This is a genomic window from Cupriavidus sp. SZY C1, assembly GCF_032190535.1.
GTDB lineage: Bacteria > Pseudomonadota > Gammaproteobacteria > Burkholderiales > Burkholderiaceae > Cupriavidus > Cupriavidus pauculus_C.
The window spans coordinates 181,351-207,737 of sequence record NZ_JAUANU010000011.1 but is presented as its reverse complement, the minus strand read 5'-3'; the positions used below and the strand labels follow the sequence as shown (position 1 = coordinate 207,737).

Annotated in this window: 24 protein-coding genes; 13 read left to right on the top strand and 11 right to left on the bottom strand. The window is 69.9% G+C overall.

Annotated elements, in window-relative coordinates; all coding sequences use genetic code 11:
• Positions 1-289: 289 nt before the first annotated feature.
• From QTN24_RS18125 to QTN24_RS18115, 3 genes are all read left to right on the top strand, one after another.
• Positions 290-1,294 carry an alpha/beta hydrolase gene (locus QTN24_RS18125; RefSeq protein WP_313838786.1) on the top strand — a complete coding sequence of 335 codons (1,005 nt, stop codon included), beginning with the start codon at positions 290-292 and terminating at the stop codon, positions 1,292-1,294.
• 96 nt (positions 1,295-1,390) lie between these two features.
• Positions 1,391-2,053, top strand: a complete 663-nt coding sequence (alkB, locus tag QTN24_RS18120; protein ID WP_313838785.1) for a DNA oxidative demethylase AlkB — start codon at positions 1,391-1,393, stop codon at positions 2,051-2,053.
• Positions 2,054-2,163: 110 nt separating this feature from the next.
• A complete protein-coding gene (locus tag QTN24_RS18115) occupies positions 2,164-3,621 on the top strand; it encodes an SLC13 family permease (protein ID WP_313838784.1) in 1,458 nt (485 codons plus the stop codon).
• Between the two features lie 10 nt (positions 3,622-3,631).
• Here QTN24_RS18115 and QTN24_RS18110 read toward each other — a convergent pair whose 3' ends face one another.
• Positions 3,632-3,889, bottom strand: coding sequence for a helix-turn-helix domain-containing protein (locus tag QTN24_RS18110; protein ID WP_124686106.1), 258 nt, complete (start codon positions 3,887-3,889; stop codon positions 3,632-3,634).
• A gap of 153 nt (positions 3,890-4,042) precedes the next feature.
• On the bottom strand, positions 4,043-4,741 hold the full coding sequence (locus tag QTN24_RS18105) for a GntR family transcriptional regulator (protein WP_313838782.1): 699 nt from the start codon (positions 4,739-4,741) through the stop codon (positions 4,043-4,045).
• A 151-nt stretch (positions 4,742-4,892) separates the two neighbouring features.
• Between QTN24_RS18105 and araD the strand changes: the two genes are divergently transcribed.
• From araD to QTN24_RS18075, 6 genes are all read left to right on the top strand, one after another.
• Positions 4,893-6,632: an L-arabinonate dehydratase gene (gene araD / locus QTN24_RS18100; protein ID WP_313838780.1), complete on the top strand. Its 1,740-nt coding sequence runs from the start codon at positions 4,893-4,895 to the stop codon at positions 6,630-6,632.
• A 10-nt stretch (positions 6,633-6,642) separates the two neighbouring features.
• Positions 6,643-7,362, top strand: coding sequence for a ribonuclease activity regulator RraA (locus QTN24_RS18095; RefSeq protein WP_313838778.1), 720 nt, complete (start codon positions 6,643-6,645; stop codon positions 7,360-7,362).
• Positions 7,363-7,463: 101 nt separating this feature from the next.
• Entirely contained in the window at positions 7,464-8,435 is a 972-nt protein-coding gene (locus tag QTN24_RS18090; protein ID WP_313838776.1) for a tripartite tricarboxylate transporter substrate binding protein, read from the top strand.
• A 43-nt stretch (positions 8,436-8,478) separates the two neighbouring features.
• Positions 8,479-9,417, top strand: a complete 939-nt coding sequence (locus QTN24_RS18085; protein ID WP_313838774.1) for a 2-hydroxyacid dehydrogenase — start codon at positions 8,479-8,481, stop codon at positions 9,415-9,417.
• A 422-nt stretch (positions 9,418-9,839) separates the two neighbouring features.
• On the top strand, positions 9,840-11,429 hold the full coding sequence (locus QTN24_RS18080) for an EAL domain-containing protein (RefSeq protein WP_124686100.1): 1,590 nt from the start codon (positions 9,840-9,842) through the stop codon (positions 11,427-11,429).
• Between the two features lie 55 nt (positions 11,430-11,484).
• Entirely contained in the window at positions 11,485-12,102 is a 618-nt protein-coding gene (locus tag QTN24_RS18075; RefSeq protein ID WP_124686099.1) for a LysE family translocator, read from the top strand.
• Between the two features lie 21 nt (positions 12,103-12,123).
• Here the strand turns inward: QTN24_RS18075 and QTN24_RS18070 are convergent, their stop codons facing one another.
• Both QTN24_RS18070 and QTN24_RS18065 read right to left on the bottom strand, forming a co-directional pair.
• Positions 12,124-13,113: a tripartite tricarboxylate transporter substrate binding protein gene (locus QTN24_RS18070; protein WP_124686098.1), complete on the bottom strand. Its 990-nt coding sequence runs from the start codon at positions 13,111-13,113 to the stop codon at positions 12,124-12,126.
• Between the two features lie 103 nt (positions 13,114-13,216).
• Positions 13,217-14,143, bottom strand: coding sequence for a LysR substrate-binding domain-containing protein (locus tag QTN24_RS18065; protein ID WP_124686097.1), 927 nt, complete (start codon positions 14,141-14,143; stop codon positions 13,217-13,219).
• A gap of 264 nt (positions 14,144-14,407) precedes the next feature.
• Here QTN24_RS18065 and QTN24_RS18060 point away from each other — a divergent pair, with 264 nt between their 5' ends.
• Both QTN24_RS18060 and QTN24_RS18055 read left to right on the top strand, forming a co-directional pair.
• Positions 14,408-14,851 (top strand): polyhydroxyalkanoate granule-associated phasin, encoded by a 444-nt coding sequence (locus tag QTN24_RS18060; protein WP_313838770.1) that lies wholly within the window; start codon positions 14,408-14,410, stop codon positions 14,849-14,851.
• A 154-nt stretch (positions 14,852-15,005) separates the two neighbouring features.
• Complete coding sequence (locus tag QTN24_RS18055; protein ID WP_124686096.1) at positions 15,006-15,371, top strand: hypothetical protein; 366 nt, start codon at positions 15,006-15,008, stop codon at positions 15,369-15,371.
• A gap of 78 nt (positions 15,372-15,449) precedes the next feature.
• Here the strand turns inward: QTN24_RS18055 and QTN24_RS18050 are convergent, their stop codons facing one another.
• From QTN24_RS18050 to QTN24_RS18025, 6 genes are read right to left on the bottom strand one after another with little or no spacing between them, the layout of a single operon-like run.
• Positions 15,450-16,061, bottom strand: a complete 612-nt coding sequence (locus QTN24_RS18050; RefSeq protein ID WP_313838769.1) for a hypothetical protein — start codon at positions 16,059-16,061, stop codon at positions 15,450-15,452.
• 3 nt (positions 16,062-16,064) lie between these two features.
• The gene (locus QTN24_RS18045; protein ID WP_313838768.1) at positions 16,065-16,691 is read right to left on the bottom strand and encodes a hypothetical protein; all 627 of its coding nucleotides are present in this window, start codon (positions 16,689-16,691) and stop codon (positions 16,065-16,067) included.
• Complete coding sequence (locus QTN24_RS18040) at positions 16,688-17,491, bottom strand: ABC transporter ATP-binding protein (RefSeq protein ID WP_124686093.1); 804 nt, start codon at positions 17,489-17,491, stop codon at positions 16,688-16,690. Before QTN24_RS18040 ends, QTN24_RS18045 begins: the two co-directional genes overlap by 4 nt.
• Positions 17,484-18,497, bottom strand: coding sequence for an iron ABC transporter permease (locus QTN24_RS18035; RefSeq protein WP_313838767.1), 1,014 nt, complete (start codon positions 18,495-18,497; stop codon positions 17,484-17,486). The genes QTN24_RS18040 and QTN24_RS18035 overlap by 8 nt, the downstream gene beginning before the upstream one ends.
• A complete protein-coding gene (locus QTN24_RS18030; RefSeq protein WP_313838765.1) occupies positions 18,494-19,594 on the bottom strand; it encodes an ABC transporter substrate-binding protein in 1,101 nt (366 codons plus the stop codon). Before QTN24_RS18030 ends, QTN24_RS18035 begins: the two co-directional genes overlap by 4 nt.
• An 8-nt stretch (positions 19,595-19,602) precedes the next feature.
• Positions 19,603-21,738 carry a TonB-dependent receptor gene (locus QTN24_RS18025; RefSeq protein WP_313838763.1) on the bottom strand — a complete coding sequence of 712 codons (2,136 nt, stop codon included), beginning with the start codon at positions 21,736-21,738 and terminating at the stop codon, positions 19,603-19,605.
• Between the two features lie 97 nt (positions 21,739-21,835).
• On the opposite strand from QTN24_RS18025, the gene QTN24_RS18020 reads away from it, so the two are divergent.
• Positions 21,836-22,543, top strand: a complete 708-nt coding sequence (locus QTN24_RS18020; RefSeq protein ID WP_172966167.1) for a Crp/Fnr family transcriptional regulator — start codon at positions 21,836-21,838, stop codon at positions 22,541-22,543.
• Positions 22,544-22,674: 131 nt separating this feature from the next.
• Here QTN24_RS18020 and acnB read toward each other — a convergent pair whose 3' ends face one another.
• Entirely contained in the window at positions 22,675-25,266 is a 2,592-nt protein-coding gene (gene acnB, locus QTN24_RS18015) for a bifunctional aconitate hydratase 2/2-methylisocitrate dehydratase (RefSeq protein ID WP_313838760.1), read from the bottom strand.
• Positions 25,267-25,764: 498 nt separating this feature from the next.
• On the opposite strand from acnB, the gene fliL reads away from it, so the two are divergent.
• Positions 25,765-26,253, top strand: a complete 489-nt coding sequence (fliL, locus tag QTN24_RS18010; protein WP_124686087.1) for a flagellar basal body-associated protein FliL — start codon at positions 25,765-25,767, stop codon at positions 26,251-26,253.
• Positions 26,254-26,387: the final 134 nt, after the last annotated feature.

Genomic DNA, 26,387 nt, shown 5'->3' with positions numbered 1-26,387 from the left:
GGGGGGGGGGGGGGGGGGGGGGGGGGGGGGGGGGGCGGCGGTCTTTTGGTGGTGCTGTTTTCTCCCCCCCCCCCCCCGCCGGGGGGGGGGGGGGGGGGGGGGGGCCCCCCCCCCCGCGGTCCAAACCGCGACACCCGCATCTTGGCATCTTGCGCGGCCTGCCCTCACCCCCGGCCCCTCTCCCGCGCGCGGGAGAGGGGAGCAAACCCCCGCCCAACACGGCTACCCCGGAACTTCCCCCACCCCCGCATGGTCACTTGTGCGTCCCATCCACAAGCCGCCCCCGACCATGCCCGCACGCCGTCTCCTGCTCCTGGCAGCCCTTGCCATCGCCCCGCTAGCCCACGCTGCCGATGACGGCCCCGCCTACGGCCCGCAGCTCGAAGGTTTCGACTACCCCTACCCCGTCCAGCACTACCGCTTCACGTCGCAGGGCCAGCCGCTCGACATGGCGTTCATGGACATCCAGCCGGAAAAGCCAAACGGCCGCGCCGTGGTGCTGCTGCATGGCAAGAACTTCTGCGGCGCCACGTGGCAGGAGACGATCCGCGAACTGAGCGGTGCCGGCTACCGCGTGGTGGCGCCCGACCAGGTCGGCTTCTGCAAGTCGACCAAGCCGGCGCACTATCAGTACACGTTCCAGCAACTGGCACGCAACACGCATGACCTGCTGGCATCTATCGGCATCCGCGACGTCACCGTCATGGGCCATTCCACCGGCGGGATGCTGGCGATGCGCTACGCGCTGATGTATCCGAAGGAGACCCGCCAGCTGGTGCTGGTCAACCCGATCGGGCTGGAGGACTGGAAGGCCAAGGGCGTGCCGCCGCTGTCGGTGGACCAGTGGTACGTCCGCGAGCTGAACACCACGGCCGACCGCATCCGCAACTACGAGAAATCCACGTACTACGTGAACCAGTGGAAGCCGGCGTACGAACCGTGGGTGCAGATGCTGGCCGGCATGTACCGCGGCCCCGGCAAGCAGATCGTCGCCTGGAACTCCGCGCTGCTGTACGACATGATCTACACCCAGCCCGTGGTCTACGAGATGGGCGCCATCCAGGCCCCCACACTGCTGATGATCGGCGACAAGGACACCACGGCCATCGGCAAGGACGCCGCCCCGCCCGAGATCCAGCCCACGCTGGGCCGCTACCCCGAACTGGCCCAGCGCACGGCGAAGGCCATCCCGAACACGACGCTGGTGCAATTCCCCGAACTGGGCCACGCGCCGCAGATGCAGGACCCGGCGGCGTTCCACAAGGCGTTGCTGGAGGGGATGAAGGGCAGGTAGGGGCTGGCGCGTGACTTCCGGGCGGCCGTTACGACGGCGGCGGCATCCAGCGTGAAACAATCGCCATTCGCAACAAACGAAACGCTGCCCTTTGACATGACTTTCGACCTCTTCGACGCCCTTCCCACCGACCCCGACGCCGCGCCGGCCGCCGAGCCCCTGGCGCCCGGCGCGGTGGTGCTGCGCGGCTTTGCGCGCGAGGCCGGGCCGGCGCTGCTGGGCGCCGTGGGCGAAGTCAGCGCGGGCTCACCTTTCCGGCATCTGGTGACGCCGGGCGGGCTGCGGATGTCGGTGGCGATGACCAATTGCGGCGAGCGGGGGTGGGTGTCGGATCGCACGGGCTACCGCTACGATGGCGTCGATCCCGATTCGGGCCGGCCCTGGCCGCCGATGCCCGAGCCGTTCCGCCAACTGGCGCGCGATGCCGCCACCGCGGCCGGGTATGCCGATTTCCGGCCCGACGCCTGCCTGATCAACCGCTACCTGCCCGGCACGCGGCTGTCGCTGCACCAGGATCGTGACGAGCTGGACCTGCGCGCGCCGATCGTGTCGGTGTCGCTGGGCCTGCCGGCCACGTTCCTCTGGGGCGGGCTGCGGCGGGCCGACCGGCCGGCGCGGGTGCGGCTGGCGCATGGCGACGTGGTGGTCTGGGGTGGCCCGTCGCGGCTGGTGTTCCATGGGATCGCGCCGCTGGCCGCAGGTGACCACCCACTGACCGGTGCCGAGCGCATCAACCTGACCTTCCGCAAGACGCGCTAGCGGGGTCACGCGGCAGTTGCCTGCCTGTCGAGACAATCCTACGATAGCGACTCAGCACTTCCGCTCATCAAACAAGACCCGCATCGGCGGGCGCTCCGAGACAAATCCCGATGTCGATCACCCCCGGCCGTGCCGACGCGCGGCCCGGCGCCCCGCCGCCCCCTCCCCCGTCGCCCCCGCTTGCCGGCCGTCCCGCGGATTCGCTGCGCGCCGCCCTGCTGATCGGCGCCTGCATTGCCGCCGTCTGGATCGCCGGCAGTGCGCTGCATGCGCCGCCCGCACTGATCTGGGCCGGGGCGCTGGTCCTGTCGACGGTCTGCTGCTGGGCCGTGGGCGTGCTGCCCGAGCCCACGGCCACGCTGCTGTTCTTCCTGGCCGCCGTGGTGTTCCACATCGCGCCGCCAACCGTGGTGTTCTCCGGTTTCACGTCCACCGCGTGGTGGCTGATGTTCGGCGGCGCCGTGACCGGCGTGGCGCTGCGCAGCACGGGGCTGGCGCTGCGGCTGGCCGACATCATCTTCCGCAAGCGTGTGGGCACCTATCCGCAGGTCATCACCACCGTGGCGCTCAGCGCGGTGGGGCTGGCGTTCCTGATGCCGTCCACCACGGGCCGCGTGCTGCTGCTGATGCCGATCGTGCTGGCGCTGGCGGACCGGCTGGGCTTTGCCCCGGCGTCCAACGGCCGCATCGGCATGGTGATGACCGTGGCGCTGGCCAGCTACATGCCGCCCACCACGATCCTGCCGGCCAATATCCCGAACAGCGTGCTGCTGGGCGCGGCCAGTTCGCTGTACCACATCAACCTCAGCTACGGCAGCTACCTGCTGCTGCATTTTCCGGTGCTGGGCGCGCTGAAGACCGTGCTGCTGATCTGGATGATCTGCAAGCTGTTCCCGGAAAAAGGCCCGCTGCCGGCGCAGGCGCCCGTCACGGCCACGGCGATGGGCGCGCAGGAGCGGATGCTGGCCATCATCCTGGCGCTGGCCGTGGCCGGGTTCGCCACCGATGCGTGGCACGGCATCTCGCCCGCCTGGATCTCGCTGGCCGCCTGCATCGTGTGCCTGCTGCCCGGCATCGGGCTGGTGTCGCCAAAGGCGCTGTCCGAGCAGGTCCACCTGGTGCCGCTGATCTACGTGGCGGGCTTTCTGGGGCTGGGCGCCGTGGTGGAATCCACGGGCCTGGGCAGCGCCATCAGCGCCGGGCTGCTGCACGTGCTGCCGCTGACGCCGGGCCACACGGCGGCCAATGTCGGCACGATCGGGGCGATGGGGGCGGTGCTGGGGATGATGTCGACGCTGCCGGCGCTGCCGGCCGTGCTCACGCCGCTGGCGCGCGACCTGGCAACTGCCACGGGGCTGCCGCTGGAAACGGTGCTGATGCTGCAGGTGCCGGTGTTCTCGACCGTGTTCTTTCCGTACCAGTCGCCGCCGATCGTGATTGCGATGCAGCTTGGCGGCGTGGGGCTTCGGCATGGCACGCGGCTGTGCCTGGCGATGGCGGCGCTGACGATCGTGCTGCTGCTGCCGCTCGACTACTTCTGGTGGAAGCTGCTGGGCTACCTGCCCTGATGCGCGGCGCCTACCACTCCAGCTTGTCCAGCAGCGCATCGCTCATGACGCGCGGCTCGATGACGAGGTCCAGGTCGTAGGCGCCCAGCAGCGCCAGCAGCTGCGCCACGCTGATGGTTTCGGGATTCAGTTCCATATGGGACACGCGGCTCTGGCTGATGGCCAGCCGCGCGGCGGCGTCGGCCTGGGTCAGGCCGGCGATCTTGCGCGCGCCCTGGAGCACCTGCCCCAATTGCTCGCTGGTGGTAATGGTGACTCTGGCGGACATCTCGGTCTACCCGGCAGTAGGTACCTCCCGAATCTATCAATTTCCACCGGCAATCGACAAATTCTTCGTGGCTGACGTTTGCGGAGATGCTGCCAATACCCATCCGATGGGTAGATTTGCGCGCAGTCGTTGCCAAAAACAAACGGCGCGCGGTCAGCGCAGGTAGTCGCGGAAGCTGGCGCGGATTTCCTCGACGTTGGCCAGCGTGCCGGTCAGGTGGCCGCGCAGCGCCGCCTCGGCACCGGGCACGTCACCGGCCGCAATGGCATCGACGATGGCCGCATGGTCGCGCAGCACCGCATGAGCCTTGCCAGGAATCGGCAGGTGCAGGCGGCGCAGGCGGTCCAGGTGGCCGCTCTGGCGGCGCACCAGCCCGAACAGGTCGGGCACGGCGGCGGCCTCGTAGAGCTGGCGATGGAAATACTGGTCGTTGGCCGTGAATTCGGCCAGATCGTCGAGTTCCAGCATGCGCTGCTGGCGCGCGATGGTGGCACGCAGCCGGTCCACCAGGGCGGCGTCGGGCGCGCCGGCCAGCGCGCGAACGATCTCCACCTCCACCGACCGGCGCAGGAAGTGCGCCTGCCGTGCCAGCGCCACGTCGATCCGGCTCACGCGCGTGGCGTGCTGCGGGAACACGTCGACCAGCCCTTCCTCGGCCAGCCGCATCAGCGCGTCGCGCACCGGCGTCTGGCTGATGCCGTATTGCAGCGCCAGCTCCGGGCGGGACAGCACCGTGCCGGGCGGCAGCGCCAGCGAGATGATCTGGTCGCGCATGTGCTCGAAAACCTGCGGCGCCGCCTGGCGCGTGCGGTCGAACTGGAACTGGGCGGGGTTGGGTAGCGTGGCGGCCATGCGAAGGTGACAAGTGCGTTGGGCGCGATTCTAGCTGAACGGACGACGGGAAGATCGCGTTGACGTACTAATATATTAGTGCTTTAATCCAGCGAAACACGGTCGTCGTACAACTGAACGGCCGAATGATTATCAAGTGGAAGAGACAACCATGACGGCACCGAAGAAGACGCCGGACCAGCTACGCAGCGCGCGCTGGTTCGCGCCCGACGACTTGCGTTCGTCCGGGCATCGCTCGCGGATCATGCAGATGGGCTACGCGCCCGATGAATGGATGGGCAAGCCGCTCATCGCGATCATCAACACCTGGTCCGACATCAACCCCTGCCACGCGCACTTCAAGCAGCGCGTGGACGACGTGAAGCGCGGCATCCTGCAGGCCGGCGGTTTCCCCGTGGAACTGCCGGCCATTTCGTTGTCCGAAAGCTCGGTCAAGCCGACCACCATGCTCTACCGCAACCTGCTGGCCATCGAGACCGAGGAGCTGATCCGCTCCCACCCCATCGACGGCGCCGTGCTGATGGGCGGCTGCGACAAGACCACGCCGGGCCTGCTGATGGGCGCCACCAGCGCCGGTGTGCCGGCCATCTACGTGCCCGCCGGCCCCATGCTGCGCGGCAACTACAAGGGCCAGGTGCTGGGGTCGGGCTCCGACGCCTGGAAGTTCTGGGACGAGCGCCGCGCGGGCAACATCAGCAAGACCGAATGGATCGGCATCGAGGGCGGCATCGCGCGCAGCCACGGCACCTGCATGACGATGGGCACGGCCAGCACGATGACGGCCATCGCCGAGACCATCGGCATGACGCCGCCCGGCGCGTCGTCGATCCCGGCCGCCGACGCCAACCATATCCGCATGTGCTCCGAGGCCGGCCGCCGCATCGTCGGCATGGTCTGGGAAGACCTGACGCCCCAGCGCATCCAGACGCACGCGTCGTTCGAGAACGCCATCGCGGTGGCCATGGCGATGGGCTGCTCCACCAACGCCATCATCCACGTCATCGCCATGGCCCGCCGCGCCGGCCACGACATCGGCCTGGACGACTTTGACCGCATGAGCCGCCACGTGCCCGTGATTGCCAATATCCGGCCCAGCGGCGACAAGTACCTGATGGAGGACTTCTTCTACGCGGGCGGGCTGCCCGCGCTGATGACGCGCATCCGCGACAAGCTGCACCTGGACGCGCCCACGGTCACGGGCCGCACGCTGGGCGAGAACATCGCCGGCGCCGAGGTACACAACGACGACGTGATCCGCACCCCGGCCAACGCGCTGTACCAGGAAGGCGCGCTGGCCGTCCTGCGCGGCAACATCGCCCCCGACGGCTGCGTGATCAAGCCCAGCGCCTGCGAGAAGCGGTTTTTCCGGCATACGGGGCCGGCGCTGGTGTTCGACGACTATCCGTCGATGAAGGCAGCCGTCGACGACGAGACGCTGGACGTGACCGCCGACCACATCCTGATCCTGCGCAACGCCGGCCCGCTGGGCGGCCCCGGCATGCCCGAGTGGGGCATGCTGCCGATTCCGAAGAAGCTGGTGAAGCAGGGCGTGCGCGACATGCTGCGGATGTCCGACGCGCGCATGAGCGGCACCAGCTACGGCGCCTGCATCCTGCACGTGGCGCCCGAGGCGTACATCGGCGGCCCGTTCGCACTGGTCCGCACCGGCGACCTGATCACCGTGGATATCGACCAGCGCCGCATCCACCTGGAAGTGTCCGACGAGGAACTGGCGGCCCGCCGCGCCGCCTGGACCCCGCCGCCGCCGCGCTACGCGCGCGGCTACGGCTACATCTTTTCGCAGCACGTGCGGCAGGCCAACGACGGCTGCGACTTCGACTTCCTGCAAACCGACTTCGGCGCCCCCGTGGGCGAACCGAGCATCTACTGAGGCCCGACCGATGACCCCGCTCAGTTCCAGCCTGCGCGATGCGCTGAAGACCGTCAGCACGGCCACGCTGTGCACCGCGCTGTTCAAGCGCGGCCTGCGCAACCAGTTCATCCAGGACGTGCGGCCGCTGAACCCGGCCGGCGGCACGATGGTCGGCCCGGCCTTCACGCTGCGCTACATCCCCGCCCGCGAGGACCTGAACCCGATCACCGTGTTTCAGGACCCGAACCACCCGCAGCGCCAGGCCATCGAGCAGTGCCCGCCCGGCGCCGTGCTGGTGATCGACAGCCGCAAGGACGCCCGCGCCGCCAGTGCCGGGTCCATCCTGGTCACGCGGCTGATGCAGCGCGGCGGCGCGGGCATCGTCACCGACGGCGGCTTCCGCGACTCGCCCGAGATCGCGCAGATGGCGATGCCGGCCTACCACCACCGCCCGTCGGCACCGACCAACCTGACGCTGCACCAGGCGCTGGAGTTCGACGTGCCGATCGGCTGCGGCGACGTGGCGGTGTTCCCTGGCGACGTGATGGTCGGCGACGCCGAGGGCGTGGTCGTCATTCCGCGCCACATGGCCGAGGAAATCGCCGCCGAGGCGGTGGAGATGACCGCGTTCGAGGACTTCGTGACCGAACAGGTCCGCAACGGCCGCTCGATCATCGGCCTCTACCCCCCGACATCCGAACAGGCCCGCGAGGACTTTGCCACATGGCGAAAGGCAGCCAGCCGCTGAGGCGGCGGCTGGAAACACCCCCACTGTTTGCTCCCCTCTCCCGCACGCGGGAGGGGGAAAAATCGAAACGACACCACCACAAGAACACCCCGGAGACCCCCATGCCCACCCTCGCCCGCATCGCCGCCCTCGCCCTGGCCGCTGCCACGCTTGCCCTGCCCGCGCACGCGCAGGACCCGTGGCCCACGCGGTCGGTGACCATCATCGTGCCGTTCACGCCCGGGGGCGGCACCGACATCGGCACGCGGCTGGTGGCGCAGCGGCTGGCGCAGCTCTGGGGCCAGCCCGTCGTGGTGGACAACCGTCCCGGCGCGGCCGGCAACGTGGGGCTGGAACTGACCGCCCGGGCCAAGCCGGACGGCTACACGCTGGTGGCCGGCAACGTCGGCACGCAGTCGATCAACCCGTTTCTCTACAAGAAGCTCAACTACAAGCCCGACAGCTTCGTGCCCGTGACGATGATGGCCGAGCTGCCGTTCGCGCTGGTGGTCACGCCGGGGCTGCCCGCCAGGACGCCGAAGGAACTGGTGGCGCTGGCCAAGGCCAAGCCGGGCAAGCTGACGTTTGCCAGCTCCGGCACGGGCGGCTCGCCGCACCTGTCGGGCGAGATCTTCAAGGCCGCCACCGGCACCGACATGCTGCACGTGCCCTACAAGGGCGGCGGCGCCGCGATGACCGACCTGATGGCCGGCAACGTCGACATGCTGTTCGCGTCGATCCTGGAGACCACGGGCCACGTCAAGGCCGGCAAGCTGCGCGCGCTGGCGGTGACGGGGTCGGTGCGCTCGCCGTCGATGCCCGACGTGCCGACGCTGGCCGAGGCCGGCATCCAGAACGCGGAATCCGGCTCGTGGGTGGGCCTGCTGGCCCCGGCCGGCACGCCAAAGGACGTCGTCGACAAGATCGCCGCCGACGTGAAGAAGGTGGTGGCTATGCCCGAGGTGAAGAAGCAGCTCGTGGAACAGGGCGCGATTCCGGTGGGCAGCACGCCGCAGCAGTTTGCCGAGACCATCGCCAATGACCGCAAGCGTTACGCAAGGATCATCGCCGATAATCACCTGAGCGCCGACTGACCGCGCCCTTTCCCACCCAACGGACACCAAGGACCCCTTCCGCATGAAACCCCGCCTCCTGCAGCATGGCCGGCTGCCCGAACAGACCGAAGCCCGCCTGGCCGAGCATTTCGACGTGCATCCGTTCTGGGCCGAAAGCGACCCGGCCGCCTACCTGGCGCAACACGGCGGCGAGTTCGTGGCGATGACCACGCGCGCCGCCACGGGCGTGGACGCCACGATGCTGGCCGCGCTGCCGAACCTGCGCGTCGTTTCCAGCTTCGGCGTGGGGCTGGACAAGCTCGACCTCGACACGGCCCGTGCGCGCGGCATCGCCGTGGGCTACACGCCCGACGTGCTCAACGACTGCGTGGCCGACACCGCCTTCGCGCTGCTGATGGACGCGGCGCGCCAGGTCAGCGCCGCCGACCGCTACGTGCGGCGCGGCGCATGGCCGCGCGGCCCGTACCCGCTCACCACGCGCGTGAGCGGCAAGCGGCTGGGCATCGTCGGCATGGGCCGCATCGGCCGGGTCATCGCCAAGCGGTCCAGCGGGTTCGACATGGACGTGCGGTACTTCGGCCGCAAGGCGCAGGACGGCGTGCCGTACGGCTTCGAGCCGTCGCTGCCGGCGCTGGCCGAATGGGCCGACTTCCTGGTGATTGCCGCCTCGGGCGGGCCCGAGACGCGCCACCTCGTGTCGGCCGACGTGCTCAAGGCGCTGGGCCCGCAGGGCTACCTGATCAACATCGCGCGTGGCACCGTGGTCGACGAGGCCGCGCTGGTCGATGCGCTGGCAAACCAGCGCATCGCCGGCGCCGGGCTGGACGTGTTCGAGGACGAGCCCAACGTGCCGCCCGCGCTGTTCGGGCTGGACAACGTGGTGCTGCTGCCCCACGTGGCCAGCGGCACGCACGAGACCCGCGCCGCCATGGCCGGGCTGGTGTTCGACAACCTGCAGAGCTTCTTTGCCACCGGGGCCGTCCTGCGGTCCGCGATCTGAGGCGCTGAAAAAGCGTAGCCGGGTCGACTCCCGGCGCAAACCCGCGCGCGGCCCGGCCCGCGGCGCGGCGCGGCTGCCGGGCATCCCCCGCTGAACCACCCTCCCCGCGCGCCCGGCACCCCTGGGCGCGCCGCCACCGTGCGCCAGCCCACCCCCCGCCATCTGGATGGATTCGGGCGTAGCGCAAATTCCCTTACCCTGTGCGCAGGTTCCGCCCCTGGGCGCGCCGTCGCCGGCCTGCAAAAATGCAACCGCCGGGCCGGCATGACAGACGGGCAGGCCGATTGTTAGCTATGCTCCCCAGAGCGGGTAGATGATCCCGGGCCCCTGCCGCCGGCCCGGGGCCACGGCTGGCGCGGCGGCACTTTCACTTCCGTTGAGACGGGACGGCGCCGCCGCGGCGCGTCTCCTGAGGGCACCCGATGCAGCGTAGCTGGTTCGTGGTTGTGACAATCGTGCTGGCGACGATGGCCACGCTGTTCCCGGTCGGGATCGGCGTGTTCATGGCCCAGCTCGAAGCCAACCGGCGCGAATCCGAGCAGCTCAGCGTGTTCGCGGACGCCGCCGTGGCCCGTGCCGAAACGGTCATGACCCAGGCCCTGAACGCGCTGCAGGACCTGGAATCGCTGCGCGACGACCCGTGCTCGGCGTCGCACCTGGTGGAGATGCGGCGCATCACCTACACCTACCGCCATATCCAGGACGCCGGCGCCTACCGCGGCGGCAAGCGGCTGTGCTCGGCGCTGCTGGGCGCCGTGCAGGCCAACCAGTTCCTGCTGCCGCCGCCCGACTGGCGCACGCCCGACGGCCTGGACTACTGGTTCGACCAGCCCAACCCGTTCGCGGCGCCGCGCCGGTCGATGCTGCTGGGGCGCAACGGCAGCTACGTCGGCATGGACCCGCAGACCTTCGTCGACGTGGTGGACCGCGAGACGCGCATGCTGGCCGCCGTGCAGACCGATGCCGGGCGCATCTTCGCGGCGTCGCAGGGCGCCAGCGTGCCGCGCCTGCAGCGCGCCTACGCCGACCATGCCTACGGATCGGGCAAGGACGTGGGCAGCGACGACGATGCGTCGATCGTGCTGCGCCGCTCGCGCACCATGCCGCTGGCCGTGGTGGTGCTGGCGCCGCGCACGGCGCTGCTGGCCAACTGGAAGGCGCTGCTGGTGGGTGGCCTGGGCGTGGGGCTGGCGGCCGGCATGCCGCTGGGCATCCTGGTCTGGCGGCGCGCCACGCGGCGCTTCAGCCTGGAAGGCGAACTGCGCGGTGCGGTGCGGCGGCACGAGATGGCCGTCCACTACCAGCCCATCGTGTCGCTGGCCGACAACCAGCCGGTGGGCGTCGAGGCGCTGGTCCGCTGGCGCCGCCACGGGCGGCTGGTGCGCCCGAACCTGTTCATCCCGATGGCCGAGAACGCCGGGTTGATCCAGCAGATCACGGACCAGGTGCTGGACATCGTGCTGGCCGAACTGGGCACGCTGCTGCGGCGGCATCCGCACTTCTACGTGTCGATCAACGTCGGCGTGGAAGACCTGAAGAGCCGCCGCTTCCTGAGCGTGCTGACGGCGCGGCTGCGCGGCACCGGCATCGCGCCGGACCAGATCCGCATCGAGGCCACCGAGCGCGGCTTTCTGGAGCCCGACGTGGCGCGCGACACCATCCAGGCATTCCGCGACGCCGGCCACCCGGTCTATATCGACGACTTCGGCACCGGCTATTCGAGCCTGTCGTACCTGCAGAGCTTCAAGGTGGACGCGCTGAAGATCGACAAGTCGTTCGTCGACACCATCGGGCAGGAGGCGGCGTCGAGCACCGTGGCGCCGCACATCATCGCCATGGCCCAGTCGCTGGGCCTGCAGGTGGTGGCCGAGGGCATCGAGGACCGCAACCAGGCCGATTTCCTGCGCGCGCAGGGCGTGGACTACGGCCAGGGCTGGCTGTTCGGGCGCCCGGTGCCCGCTGTGGAACTGGCGCAACTGCTGGCGCGCTCCACGCCGCAGGTGGCGGCCTAGCCGATAGAATCGCTGCGATCGGCCTGCCACGACCACCATGAACGGAGACCCCGCGATGTCCCTGCCCGCCCTGTTCCTGACCGCTGCCGGCGTTGGCCTGGCGGTGGCCGCGCCCGTCGGCCCGATGGGCATGCTCTGCATCCGCCGCACACTGACCGACGGCCCGCGCGCCGGGCTGGCCATCGGCTTCGGCATTGCCTGCGGCGACGCGGTCTACGGGCTGGTGGCCGCGCTGGGGCTGGTGGGGGTATCGCAGTTCATGCTGGCCTACGACAAGCCGCTGCACGTGGCCGCCGGGCTGTTCCTGCTCTACCTGGGGCTGCGCACGTTCTTCCAGAAGCCGACGGAGCAGGTGGCCACGCTGCGCGCCAACGGGTCGAAGCTGCGCGCGTTCGGCAGCGCCTTGCTGCTGACGCTGACCAACCCGCAGACCGTGATCATGTTCGCCGCGCTGTTCGCCACGCTGGCGCCGCGCGGGGCGTTCTCGACGACCATCGCCATGACCACGGTGCTGGGCGTGTTCTGCGGGTCCATCGCCTGGTGGTGCGTGCTGGTGGCGATGGTCACCGGCGCCCGGCATGCGCTGGGCACGCGGCTGCGCCAGTGGATCGACCGCGTGGCCGGGCTGGCGCTGGCCGCGTTTGGCGTGGCGGAGATCCGCCGCGCGCTGTAGGCGCCACGGCGGTGGGTGGCGTTATTCGGCCTTGGCGCCGGAATCCTTCGCCACCTGCGTCCACTTGGCGGTTTCGGTCTTGATGAAGCCGGCCAGCTGCGGCGGCGTCATGTCGCCGGCGGTCACGCCCTGCTCGTCAAAGCGCTTCTGCACGTCGGGCTGCTTCAGCACCTTGGCCAGTTCGGCGCTCATGCGCTGGCGGATCGGCTCGGGCGTGCCGTGCGGGGCCATCAGCGCGTACCACGTGGTCACCTCGTAGCCGGGCACGCCGCTCTCCGCCACGGTCGGCACGCCGGGATAGGCCGCCGAGCGCTTGGCCGACGTCACCGCCAGCGCCTTGACCTTGCCGCTCTTGATATGGGGATTGGCCGACGGGCTGGTCTCGATGGCCATCTGGATCTGGCCGGCCATCAGGTCGGTCATCATCGGCGCGCCGCCCTTGTACGGCACGTGCGAGATATCGGTCCTGGTCAGCGCGCGGAACAGCTCGCCGGACAGGTGCTCGGTGCTGCCGATGCCGGCCGAGCCATAGTTGACCTTGCCCGGATTGGCCTTGATGTAGGCCACCAGCTCCTGCACGGTCTTGGCCGGGATCGACGGATTGACGATCAGCACGTTGGGCGTCAGCGCCACCATGCCGATCGGCGCCAGATCCTTCTGGAAGTCGTACGGCAGGGACTTGTAGATGCCGGGCGCCATGGTGTGGGCCACGGTGGCCAGCAGGAACGTGTAGCCGTCCGGGTTGGCGCGCGCCACCAGGGCGCCGCCGATGGTGCCGCCCGCGCCGGGGCGGTTGTCCACCACCACGGGCTGGCCCAGCGCCTCGCCCAGCCGCTGGCCGACCGCCCGGCCGATGATGTCGGTGGTGCCGCCCGACGCGAACGGCACGACCAGCGTGATCGGCTTGGACGGCCAGTTGTCGGCGGCCAGGGCGGAACCGGAAAGGGCGGCGGCCAGGGCAAAGGTGCCAAGCGCCTTGAGCGCGACGCGGCGCGGCATGCGTGAGGTCATGCGGAGTCTCCTGCGGGAATCGTTGGATTTGTGGGATCTGCTGGACCCCCGACTCTACGCAAGCGGGCACCCGGCGCGCCAGCCCCGCCCCGGCGTACCGTGTTCAGGATTTGTGAAGGGTCGCGCCGGGCCAGCGGCCGGCCGTCACCAGCTGGCGCGCCACCTGCTCCAGCACGCCGCGCGCGGCCAGGCCGGCCGGCGACAGTTCGTCGTCGGACAGGCTGACCAGCAGGTTGGGCCGGCTCACGCCGGCGTCCGAGATCTCGATCAGCGCCAGCGGATCGCCCAGGTGGCGCGCCACGGCCGCGCCGGGCTGGATCGTCGCGCCGATGCCGGCGCGCACCGCATCCATCAGCACGGCCAGCCCGTCGATCTCGGCCACCACGTTCAGCGGCCGCTGGCTGCGCGCCGACGCGGCGTTGAGCACGGCCCGCAGGCCATGCGAGCCGCTGGGCAGGATCAGCGGCAGGTCGCCAATCTCGTCGAGCCGCATGGTGCGGGCCGCCGGCAGCCCCGGCTGGTCGGCCCGCGCGATCACGAACAGCCGCTCTTCCAGCAGCGGCAGGCTGCTCCAGCGCTGCCCCGGCTCAAGCTGGAACAGCACGGCAAGGTCGAGCTGCCGCGCGCCGATCATCGTCGCCAGCCCGCCGGACAGGCTCTCCACGAGGTGCAGGCGGATATCGGGATAGCGGTCGCGCATGGCGACCATGAACGACGGGCCCAGCACGGCCAGCGTGCTCGGTGCCATGCCCACGCTGACATGGCCCGACAGCCGCGCGGTACGGGCCGCCAGCGCCGCATCGTCGGCATGGCGCAGCGCCAGTTGCGCCTGGCGCCAGAACGCCAGCCCGGCATCGGTGGGCACCACGCCCGTGGACGTACGCTGCAGCAGGCGCGTGGACAGTTCGCTTTCCAGCCGGCTGATCTGCTGGCTCAGCGCCGACGTGACCACGCCGAGCCGCTGGGCCGCCTGCCCCATGCTGCCCAGTTCCACCACGTGCACGAAGTAGCGCAGTTGCCGCAGTTCCATTTCCCATCCCGGTCATGGAGAGCCGCTATTGTGCCTGCGATATGTCACACGCTGGGCCGCCCCGCGCCCCGGCGCGGCGCACACGTGATGCCCGGGCCACCGCGTCGCGCCTGCCGGTTGACCCATCGGCCGGATGGGCACACGATGTGGTGGTCGCCCCCGGGGGTTGCCGTGATGTGCGCGCCCTGCGCACCGCCAGACAACCATCACGCGCCCCGCTTGCAGCACTTTTTCCTCACAGGTTTTTCAACCGGAGTTTCCAGCATGCCAAGCAATCCGACGACCTTCTGGGCCACCTGGGCCATGCCTGCCGCCTTCCCGTTCCCCGCCTTTGCGCCGTTCGGCGACGCCAAGGTGATGGAAACGTGGCAGAAGTTCATGGGCCTGAACACCGATTTCACGAAGTCCATGACCGAGGAGGCGCAGTTCGACTGGGCATCGTTCTTTGTCCCGCAGGACCCGGAGGAGCTGTACGCGCGCCAGTGGAACAACCAGATGCCGCTGTTGTCGATTCCGCTGCACTACGCGTCGGCCATGATGGAGCTGGGCGCGGCCACGCAGCGGGCCTGGATGGACGCCTGGGGCCACATGCTGGGCATGCCGGCGCTGGCCACCGCGGCCACGGATGCGGCGGCCGATGCGGTGGTCGATGTCCCGGCCGCGCAGGTCCGCGAGACGCCCCGGCCGCGCAAGCCGGCGGCGCACTAGCCGCCGAGAACCGTTACCGGCCGTAACGGCAGGTTCCGGCGTCAGCGACTATCCTTGCAGAGATTGCATTCCAGGCGTCATGCCGCCTGCCCGATGGCTTAGTGGGCGCACTCGGGCGGGCCCCTGAATCGCGCCCTCAACTGGCGAGGCTCTCATGAGCAAGACACTCCTTTCCAGCCTGATCGTCGCAGCCGCGGCCGTGGCCATGGCCCCGCTTGCACACGGGCAAACCAAGCAGTTCGATCCGTACTCGCAGGGTGCCAAGGCCGGCAAGGCCGACCCCTACACCGACGGCGCCAAGGCCGGCAAGTTCGACCCCTACACCGATGGCGCCAAGCAGTCCACGCGGACCGACCTGGCCCCGTCGGCCAAGGCCGATCCGTACACGGACGGTGCGAAGTCGGACAAGTACAACCCGTACACGGACGGCGCCCGCACCGGCAAGCCCGATCCGTACACCGACGGCGCGCGGGTCGGCAAGCCCGATCCCTATACCGACGGCGCCAAGTCCAGCAAGTAACCCCGCGCGGCCTGCCGCCGCCACCCGACGCCCGGCGATGCCTCGCCGGGCGTTTTTGCGTCCGGGGCCGGCTGGCGGTCACGTCCGCGGCGCGCCGTCCTTGAGCCACGGCAGGAAGTGGTGCAGGAACCGCGACGCGGCCGGCATGAAGTAGCTGCCGTGGTGGTAGCACGGGTCCAGCGTCGCCACGATGCGCCGGCCCGGGCCGGTGGCCGCGTCGTCGTACAGCACCGAGCGGCCATCGACGGTATCCACCACCGACACGGCACCGGGTGGCGTCAGCAGGTCGCCATGGCGGTGCCACGTGGCGTCGGCCAGCCGCATCCGGCGGAACAGCCCGTGGCCGGGATCGCCGACGCGCAGCCCGCTGTCCGCATCGGGTTCCAGCCACCACCAGAAATTGGTGACCGTGGGCCGCCATTGCACGCCGTCGAGCCACAGGTCGGCGCGGCATTCGCCCAGCGCCACCACGAGCTTGCCGGCCGCCAGGAAGGCGTCGATCGCCGGGCGCGCCGCCACTAGGTCCGCCGGGTTCTGGCGGCTGGCCACGTACAGGCAGTCGAACGGGGCCAGGTCTGCCTGCGGCAGGTCGGGCGCGTAGACGTTGGCGTCGAAATACCCGCGCAGCGCGGGGTCGTTGAAGGTTGCGTGATGGTAATAGGTGCCGCCATCCACGAATGCGATACGCACGGTTCAGTCTCCGTTGGCTGTGGCCAGCGCGGGTGCGCCGGCCTGGATCCAGTCCAGCAACTGCGGGCCGATGCGCGCCGCGCTGGTCTCGTCGTCCACGTACATCCAGCACGAATTGCCGCCGTGCATGAATACCTGCCCGCCGGCCGGGCGCTGCCAGACCCAGTCCAGCGGCGAGCCGTCCTGCCGCAGCCGGTGCAGCACCACGGCGCCCGGCGGCGCGGGGTTGGCGCCCCGGCCGTAGAAGCCGGCCACGCCGCGCCGGAAGCTCAGGTCGTCGCACGACACGCCGGCGAAGACCGGGTGGTCGTGCACCCGCTCGACGATCAGGTCGCGCACGCCCCGCCCCGCCGCCACGCGGAACGGCGCCAGTTCGTCGAAGATCGGATAGACCAGGTGGCCGTTGAAGACCAGCGTGCCGCCGGCGTCCAGATGGGTGCGCAGGACCGCGCGGTGGCGCAGCAGCGCGCGCTGGTCGACATGGGCTTCGATCAGGATGGCGCGCCGGCCCAGGAAGTCGGCATCGTGCAGATCGCGCAGCGAATGCGACGCCATGCCGCGTGCCTGGAGCAGCGCGATGAACGACGGCACCTCGTGGGCGATGGCACGGACGTGCAGGACAGAACTCATGACGATGTTGCGCAGGGCTGCGCCGGCTGTGGAGAAGACGGTTGGGAGGGGGGATGCGAGAACACCGGCACGGCCGTGCCGGCGCCGCCCAGCCCGGCCATGCGCACGCGGCGCACGGGCAGGCGATAGAGGCGGGACAGCGCGGCCTCGTCCATGACGGCGTCCGGCGGCCCGAAGGCGTGGCGGCCATCGCCGAACAGCAGCACGGCATGGCTCGCGCATTCCAGCGCGTGCTGCGGCACGTGCGTGCTGAACAGCACGGTGATGCCATCGGCGGCCAGTTCGGCCAGCAGCCGCAGCGTCAGCGCCTGGTTGTGCCAGTCCATCGCCGCGCAAGGCTCGTCCAGCAGCAGCAGGCTCGCCTGCGCGGCCAGCGCACGCGCCAGCACCACCAGTTGGCGTTCGCCGCCGGAGAGCGACAGGAACGTGCGGTCGGCCAGGTGCAACGCCTGCACGCGGCCCAGGGCGGCACGCGCCGCGTCGTAGTCGGCCCGGCCCGGCGCGCGCAGCAGCGAGATGCCGCCGGCGCGGCCCAGCAGCACCATTTCCAGCGCGCTGATCGGCAGGGCCGGATGCACCTCCTGCGGCACGAAGCCGATGCGGCCCGCGCGCACAACCCGCCCCGTGGCCGGCGCCAGTTGTCCGGCCAGAATCCGCAGCAGCGTCGACTTGCCGGCCCCGTTGGCGCCCAGCAGCGCGCAGCGCGCGCCACGCGGCAGCCGCAGGCCGATGTCGCGCAGCACGGTGCGGTCGCCGTAGCGGTGCCCGATGCCGTCGCAGGACAGGACGATGTCAGCCATGGGCGCTGCCTCCGAGCCTGCGGATCAGCACCGCGAACACCGGCGCGCCCAGCAAGGCGGTCAGCGCGCCGAGCGGTATCTCCATCGGCGTCAGCGTGCGTGCCAGCGTATCGACGACGATCAGGTAGCCGGCGCCCGCCAGCACGGTATGCAGCAGGAAATGGCGATGGTGGCTGCCGCAGGCCATGCGCACCAGATGCGGCACCACCAGCCCCACCCAGCCCACCACGCCGCAGACGGCCACGCTGGACGCCGCGATCAGGCCGACGGCCAGCAGCGCCAGCACGCGCACGCGCGCCACCGGCACGCCGAGGCTGCGCGCGTCGGCGTCCCCCACGGCCAGCGCCATCAGGTGGAACCGCAGCCCGTACAGCAGCAGCAGGCTGGCGCCGATGCACGGCAGCACGAGCGCCAGCCGCGCGTGGTCGGCCGCCGCAAGGCTGCCCATGAGCCAGAAGACGATGGCCGGCAACTGGTTCTGCGGGTCCGCCATCAGCTTGATCAGCGACACGCCGGCCGCGAACACCGCGTTGACGACGATGCCGGCCAGCACCAGCAGCACCGTGCCGGACTGGCCGCGACGGCCGCCCGCGAGCCAGTACACCGCGAACAGTGCCAGCATGCCCCACAGCAGCGCGCCGGAGACCACGGGCCAGCCATCGCCCAGCCAGAGCAGCGCCAGCACGCCGCCAAACGCCGCGCCGGACGACACGCCCAGCAACTGCGGCTCGGCCAGCGGGTTGCGGAACAGCGCCTGCAACGCCGCGCCGGCGCCGGCCAGCCCCGCGCCGACCAGCCCGGCCAGCAGCACGCGCGGCAGCCGCACGCCGGCTACGACGCTGGCCTGCATCGGCGCCACATCGCCCGGCCCCAGCAGCGGCGACGCCAGGATGCGCAGCACGGTGCCCGGGTCCACGGTGTAGCGGCCCAGCCCGATGGCCAGCAGTGCGATGACCGGCAAGGCCGTCAGCAGGACGGGCGTGGCCAGGGTACGGGTGCGCGTCATGGCGCGGCGCCCTGGCCGAACAGTGCGCGGTAGTGGGCGCTGGCGCCGTTGGCGTCGAGCTTGAGCAGGTCGTCGGTATCGCGCGGCGTCATGCGGTAGTCGTAGAGCAGGCGGTAGGCGTCGGCAATCCGGTCGCGGATGCCGGGCTCGGCCCGTTGCGGATGAAACAGGCTGGACAGCCAGTCGAGCGTCAGCGGCGTTTCCTGGCTGGGCGGGTCCCAGCGAAAACCGCCGTGCGGATAGCTGTAGACGCGCCGCTCGCGCACCGCGGCCAGCCCGCGCAGCCGCGCATCGCCATAGAGGTCGGCCGGCACCAGGCCGGGCTCGAAGTTGTTCAGCAGCACGACCTGCGGGTCCCAGGCCAGCAGTTGCTCGACGCTGACCTGCGCGAAGCCCGGCACGCCGGCGGCCACGTTCACGCCACCCGCCAGCCGGATATCGCCGTCCATGCTGGTGCCCTTGCCGGCCGCGCGCAGGCCCGAGCGCGCCCGTTGCAGGTACAGCACGCGCGGGCGCTCGGCGGCGGCAATCGGCGCGGTACGGGCGGCGACGTCGGCGCGGCGCGACTCGAACCATTGCGCCAGCCGCTCGCCGCGCGCCGGCTTGCCCAGGCTGGCGCCGACCAGCCGCAGCCAGCCGGCCGCCAGGCTGCTGTCGCCGTAGCGCACGGTCACCACCGGCAGGCCCAGTTCGCGGATCGGCCGCACGATGTCGTCGCCCCGGTCGCCCCACTGGATCACGACGTCGGCGCCGCTGGCGGCCAGCGCCTCCACGTTCGGCACGAAGCCCTCGCCCGCGATCTGCGCCGGGATGCGGGCCGCGTCCGGGAACAGCCGGCCGAGCAGGCCGTAATCGAAGTCGGCACGGCTGGCCGTGTGCATGGCCGCCAGCCGCTGGGCGCCGCCATCGACGGCCATCACCATCGACGCGAGCGGGATCGGGATCACCGCCACGCGCCGCACCTGCGCCGGCAGCACCACGCGGTGGCCGTTCTGGTCGACGACAGCGGGCGCATCGGCCGCCGCCGCACCCATCCACGCCATCGCCGCCATCCCCACCACCCCCGCCATCCCCACCAGCGCCATCGCACCACGCACGCCCCGCATCAATAGACCCCCGTCAGCTTCAGCGTCACCGCGCGGCCCGGTTCCACGAGCGGGTTGCCGACCAGCGTGTTCGGGTACGACAGGTTCTCGGTCACGGTGGGATTGCGGCCCACCTTGTTGAACACGTTCTCCACGCCGGCCAGCAGCTTCCAGTCGCGCCAGCCATCGCCCAGCACGCGGCTGACGTCCATGCCGACGAACAGGTCGACCATGCCGTAGCCGGCCGTACGCCGCTCCTGCGACGGGTCGATGTCGGTCTTGGCCCGGAACGCGCGGACCACGCCCTCGGCGTGCCAGCCCGCGCCGTCGTAGCGCAGCGATGCATTGGCCGTCAGCGGCGCCACGTACGGCAGCGGCCGGCCTGTGATGTCGTTGCGGGCGTGCGTGTACGTGGCGGCCGCGCCCACGCTCCAGCGCCGGAAGATCTTCGTGCGGCCTTCCAGCTCCACGCCCCGGATCGTGGCCTTGCCGATGTTCTGGCGCTGGAACAGGTTGGCATCGATCCGCTGCAGCGCAATCAGGTCCGTGTACTTGCTCTGGTAGGCCGTCAGCCGCGCCCAGCCGTCGGTGCCGAACCAGCGCACGCCGGCCTCGGCGGTCAGGTTGGTCTCGGGCGTCAGGTGCGGCGACGGCAGCGTGGCCTGCGTGCCCGCCACGCTGGAAATCGTCAGGTTCATGCCCGACGGCGCCCGGAAGCCCCGGCTCAGGTTGCCCACCACCTGCCAGCCCGGCACGAACTCGTAGATCGCGCCCAGCCCGCCGGTCACGGCGTAGTGCCGGGGGCGGGTCGAGCCGGCGTACGCCTCGGTCAGCTTGGGCGGCTCACCCGCGTAGGTATCGCCGATGCGGATGTCGACCATGTCGCCGCGCAGCGACCCGGACAGCGTCCATGCGTCGCCGACGTGCCAGTCGTCGTGGACGAACAGGCCCACGTTGGTCTGGTGGGCCGCGCGTTCCATCTGGCGCCAGCCGGTGCTGCCCAGCAGCGCGCCGGTGCTGTTGCTGTAGCGCTGGACCTGGTTGATGCGGCCGTCGAAGCTTTCGTTGAAGAAATCGCCGCCAAAGCTCAGCGCATGGCTGCCGAGCCGCTTGTTCACGGTCAGGTGCCCGCCCCAGACGGTGGGCGTGTAGACCTTGATGTGGTTGTAGGCCGTGAAAACCGGCGAGCGCGCGTTGCGCTGGTAGATGTCGGTGTCGAAGTCGCGCACGTAGACGCTGGCGTCGATGCTGTCGGCCAGCGCGCCGACCTTGCGGCCCTGGTAGGCCAGCCGCACGTAGCGCTCGATGATCGGGTCCTCGCGCACGCTCATCCACGGCTCGCCGGGCGCGGCGCCCAGGCCGCCGGCGCGCTCGCTGACCACCCGCTGGTAGCGCGCGGACAGCTCCCAGCGCGCGTCCGCGTGCGGCCGGTATCCGATGGCAAGGTCGGCGCCGGTCGAGTTGAAGCCGCTGTTCAGCGCGTCGCCGACCGGCGTGGAATAGTCGTCGCCATCGCGGTGGTTGACGCCGAGCATCACGTCGAAGCCGTTGCCGCCGCCCAGCACTTCCACGCGGCCGCCGACCATGTTGTTGACGCTGTTCCACTCCAGCGAGCGCAGCCTTGGCTTGAGCGCGAACGGCTGGTCGGCGTCGACCTTCGCGCGCCGGGTGACGATGTTGACCACGCCGTTCATGGCGTCGGAGCCGTACAGCGCCGACGCCGGGCCGCGGATGACCTCGATGCGCTCGATGGTGGCCGGGTCGATCATGTTGTATTCGAGCGTGCTGCGGCCCCGGTAGCGGTCGCCGTCGATGGCCATGATCGAGTGGCCCGAGTTGGTGTTGAAGCCGCGCATCACGAGCTGGCCGCCCAGCCCGCCGGTGCGGGCGAACGCGATGCCGGGCAGGTCCGCCAGCAGCCCCTGGATGCCGCCGCTGCCCACCCGCTCGCGCACCTGCTCGCCCGTGATGACGGTGACGGTGCGCGGCGTTTCCTCCACGGTGCTGGCCGAGCGCATGGCGCTGACGGTCACGCTTTCCAGTTCATGGACCTGATCGGCCACGGTTGCCGACCCCAGGCCCGGCCAGACCAATGCGACGCCAAAGGCGACGCCTGCCGGCCAGCGGCGCCGGCCCGATGTGAAATGACGAACCACGATCTATCCCCGATCAAAGATCGCCCGATTGGCGGGCGACAACTACTTGAAAATGATTATCATTTGCGAATTATTCGGGGCGTGGGTCGAAACACCAATGAGAAATGTCAAGACGGCGGCGGGCGGGGTGGCCGAGGCGCAGGCGATGCTGGCCGGCCACCCGGTGCTGCACGCGGCCGCCCAGGGCGGGCGGCTGCTGGCGCAGGCGTCGGTGCGCGAGCTGGCGCGGGGGGATTACGTGTTCAGCCAGGGCGAGCGGGCCGATTTCTGGTACCTGGTCATGCGCGGCCGCGTGGACACGCTGCGCATCGGCATCGATGGCGAGGACCGCATCATCCACCACGTGGAAGCGGGCCAGTTGCTGGGCGCCATCGTGATGTTCCTGCACCAGCCGCGCTATCCCGTGGAGGCCCGCGCAGCCGTGGACAGCACGCTATGCCAGTTCCCGCGCGCCGCGCTGCGGCAGGCGTGCCTGGACCATCCGGCGCTGGCCGTGAACATGCTGCATCTGGCCGCGCAGACGGTGACGCTGCGGATCGACGACGTGGACAGCCTGGCCAGCACCAGCGCCGCCCAGCGCCTGGCCGCCTACCTGCTGAAGCTGCGGGCGCAGGCCGGGCCGGCCATCGAACTGCCGCTCAGCCAGCGCCAGCTGGCCGCCAAGCTGGCCGTGCGGGCCGAGACGCTGAACCGGCTGCTGTCCGACTGGCAGAAGTTGGGCCACCTGGAAGGCCGGGGCCGCCACTGGCGCATTGCCGACCCGGCTTGGCTGGACGCGCTGGCGCGGGGGTTGCGCAGCGGCTAGCCGCTGGCGGCTGGTGGCCACCGCGATGCCGGAGGCCGGAAACAAAAAACCCCGCAAGCGCCTGCGCGCCGCGGGGTTCATCAGTCAGGCTGGAGTTCCGCCGCCCATCCTCGGGCGCGGAACACCGTCGCTCAGATCGTCACCGAATCGGCAACTTCCTTGAAGTCCTCGATCTGGTCGAAGTTCATGTACTTGTAGATCTTGTCGCCATTGGCGTTGATCACGCCGATATCGGCCATGTACTCGTCCTTGGTCGGGATGCGGCCCAGGCGCGAGCAGATGGCGGCCAGTTCGGCCGAACCCAGGTACACGTTGGTGTTCTTGCCCAGGCGGTTCGGGAAGTTACGCGTCGACGTGGACATGACCGTGGCGCCTTCGCGCACCTGTGCCTGGTTACCCATGCACAGCGAGCAGCCCGGCATTTCGGTACGGGCGCCGGCCGTGCCGAACACGCCGTAGTGGCCTTCCTCGGTCAGCTGCTTCTGGTCCATCTTGGTCGGCGGGGCGACCCACAGCTTCACGGGGATGTCGCGCTTGCCTTCCAGCAGCTTCGACGCGGCACGGAAATGGCCGATGTTCGTCATGCACGAACCGATGAACACTTCGTCGATCTTGGCGCCGGCCACGTCGGACAGCGTCTTCACGTCGTCCGGGTCGTTCGGGCAGGCCACGATCGGCTCGTGCACGTCGGCCAGGTCGATCTCGATCACGGCGGCGTACTCGGCGTCGGTGTCCGGCTCCAGCAGCTTCGGATCGGCCAGCCATGCCTCCATCGCCTTGATGCGGCGCTGCAGGCTGCGCGGGTCCTGGTAGCCCTCGGCGATCATCCACTTCAGCAGCGTGATGTTGCTGTTGATGTACTCGATGATCGGTTCCTTGTTCAGGCGCACCGTGCAACCGGCGGCCGAGCGCTCGGCCGAGGCGTCCGACAGCTCGAAAGCCTGTTCCACCTTCAGTTCCGGCAGGCCCTCGATCTCCAGGATGCGGCCCGAGAAGATGTTCTTCTTGCCCTGCTTGGCCACGGTCAGCAGGCCCTGCTTGATCGCGTACAGCGGAATGGCGTTGACCAGGTCGCGCAGCGTCACGCCCGGCTGCATCTTGCCCTTGAAGCGGACCAGCACCGATTCCGGCATGTCCAGCGGCATCACACCGGTGGCGGCGGCAAAGGCCACCAGGCCCGAGCCGGCCGGGAAGCTGATGCCGATCGGGAAGCGGGTGTGCGAATCGCCGCCGGTGCCGACGGTGTCGGGCAGCAGCATGCGGTTCAGCCACGAGTGGATCACGCCGTCACCGGGGCGCAGCGAGATGCCGCCACGGGTGCTGATGAACTGCGGCAGCGTGTGGTGCGTCTTGACGTCCACCGGCTTCGGGTAGGCGGCCGTGTGGCAGAACGACTGCATCACCAGGTCGGCCGAGAAGCCCAGGCAGGCCAGGTCCTTCAGCTCGTCGCGCGTCATCGGGCCGGTGGTGTCCTGCGAGCCCACCGAGGTCATCTTCGGTTCGCAGTACGTGCCCGGGCGGATGCCCTGGCCTTCGGCCAGGCCGCACGCGCGGCCCACCATCTTCTGGGCCAGCGTGAAGCCGCGGCCGGTATCGGCCGGGTTCTGCGGCAGGCGGAACAGGTCCGACGGGGCCAGGCCCAGCGCCTCGCGGGCCTTGGCGGTCAGGCCCCGGCCGATGATCAGCGGAATGCGGCCGCCGGCGCGCACTTCGTCGAACAGCACGTCGGACTTGACCTTGAACTCGGCGATCACGGCGCCGTTCTTGAGCGCCTTGCCTTCGTACGGGCGCAGTTCCACGACGTCGCCCATTTCCATCTGCGACACGTCCAGCTCGATCGGCAGCGCGCCGGCGTCTTCCATCGTGTTGTAGAAGATCGGGGCGATCTTGCTGCCCAGGCACACGCCGCCAAAGCGCTTGTTCGGCACGAACGGGATGTCTTCACCCGTGAACCACAGCACCGAGTTGGTGGCCGACTTGCGGCTGGAACCGGTACCCACCACGTCGCCGACGTAGGCCACCAGGTGGCCCTTTTCCTTGAGCGATTCGATGAACTTCACCGGGCCGCGCTTGCCGTCTTCCTCGGGCTGGAACGCGGCGCCTTCGCGCTTGTTCTTCAGCATGGCCAGCGCGTGCATCGGGATGTCCGGGCGCGTGGTGGCGTCCGGGGCCGGCGACAGGTCGTCGGTGTTGGTCTCGCCCGGCACCTTGAATACGGTGATCGTCAGCGATTCCGGCAGCGCGGGGCGGCTCGTGAACCACTCGGCGTCGGCCCAGCTCTGCAGCACGGCCTTGGCGTTGGCGTTGCCCTTGTCGGCCTTTTCCTTCACGTCGTGGAAGGCGTCGAACATCAGCAGGGTCTTCTTGAGCGCGTTGGCGGCCACGGTGCCCACGTCGGCGTCATCGAGCAGCTCGATCAGCGGCGAGATGTTGTAGCCGCCCAGCATCGTGCCGAGCAGCTCGGTGGCACGGGCGCGCGAGATTAGCGGGGTCTTTTCCGAACCCAGCGCCACGGCGGCCAGGTACGACGCCTTGACTTTCGCGGCGTCGTCCACGCCGGCCGGCACGCGGTAGGTGATCAGGTCCACCAGGGCCTGCTCCTCGCCCGCCGGCGGGTTCTTGATCAGTTCGATCAGCTCGGCGGTCTGCTTGGCAGTCAGCGACAGAGGGGGAATGCCAAGCGCGGCGCGTTCGGCAACATGGGCGCGATAGGTATCAAGCATGGGAACCTGCTGTTAATAGGGTTGTAACGGGTACGGCCTTGTCTCTTGTGGGCTGGCGACCCCTGGGGGCCGTCGCTGCCGCGTGATTGTAATCCTAAGTCTGGCCGAGATCAAATGTCTTATATCTTATATAAGAGTTAAACGGCGTGAACGACGGCAGGACAACGGCTGGCGGGTGAAGGACTGTTGCGGATTTGCAGATGGGCACGTATCGCGGGCGATCTGCCGACCGGACGCCGGAGATGGCCTGCATCTCGCCGTAAGAGTCTTTTAGACCACATTTCGACGCCAAAGCCTACGGAACCGCCACGCGCGTCTTAAGTTCGGCTGCCGGTATTCGTTAACCAGCATGCAGGCGCAAATGGCGCGCCGACGCGCCCCTGCGCCCGATGCCCGTTCAGCTCAAACGGCCAAGCTGAGCGGGTTTCCCCCTTTTTATCGGCCCTTTGCTTGCCTGCGATTCGGGAAGAATGGCAGGCATTCCGACACAGGCATCTCATGGCGAACACGCTTTCCCCCTCCCAGACTGGCGGCACTTCGAGCAAGCGCGGCCGACTGCTGCTGATTGGCGGCGGCGTGCTGGTGGTGGTGCTGGCCGCTGGCGGCTTTTTCCTGGGCAGCATTCTCAGCAGCAATCATCAACCGGCTGCGCCGGCTGCCCCGGTGGTGCCGCCGCCGATCTTCGTGCCGCTCGATGCGTTCACCGTCAACCTCAAGAGCGAGGACGGCGATCGCTTCCTGCACACCGGCCTGTCGCTGAAGGTGGCGGACGCCGACACGCAGGGTCGTCTGGCGCAGTACCAGCCGGAAGCACGCAGCCGCATCCTGCTGCTGCTCTCGGCACGCCAGCCGGGCGATCTGGCCACGGTGGAAGGCAAGCGCAAGCTGGCCCAGGACATCCAGGCGGCGATCAGCCAGCCGTTTGCCCCCGGCCTGCCGCCCCAGAAGATCCTGGATGTCTTGTTTACATCGTTCGTGGTGCAGTAAGCCGTACCCTGCCGCCGCGAACCCCGAGCCAAACCGATAGCCATGAAACTGCCCGCCGACCTTCCTTCCTGCCGCCGCGTCATGCGCGACGCCTGAAGCCGGACATGGACCGTTTCATCCTTACAGCCGTTCAC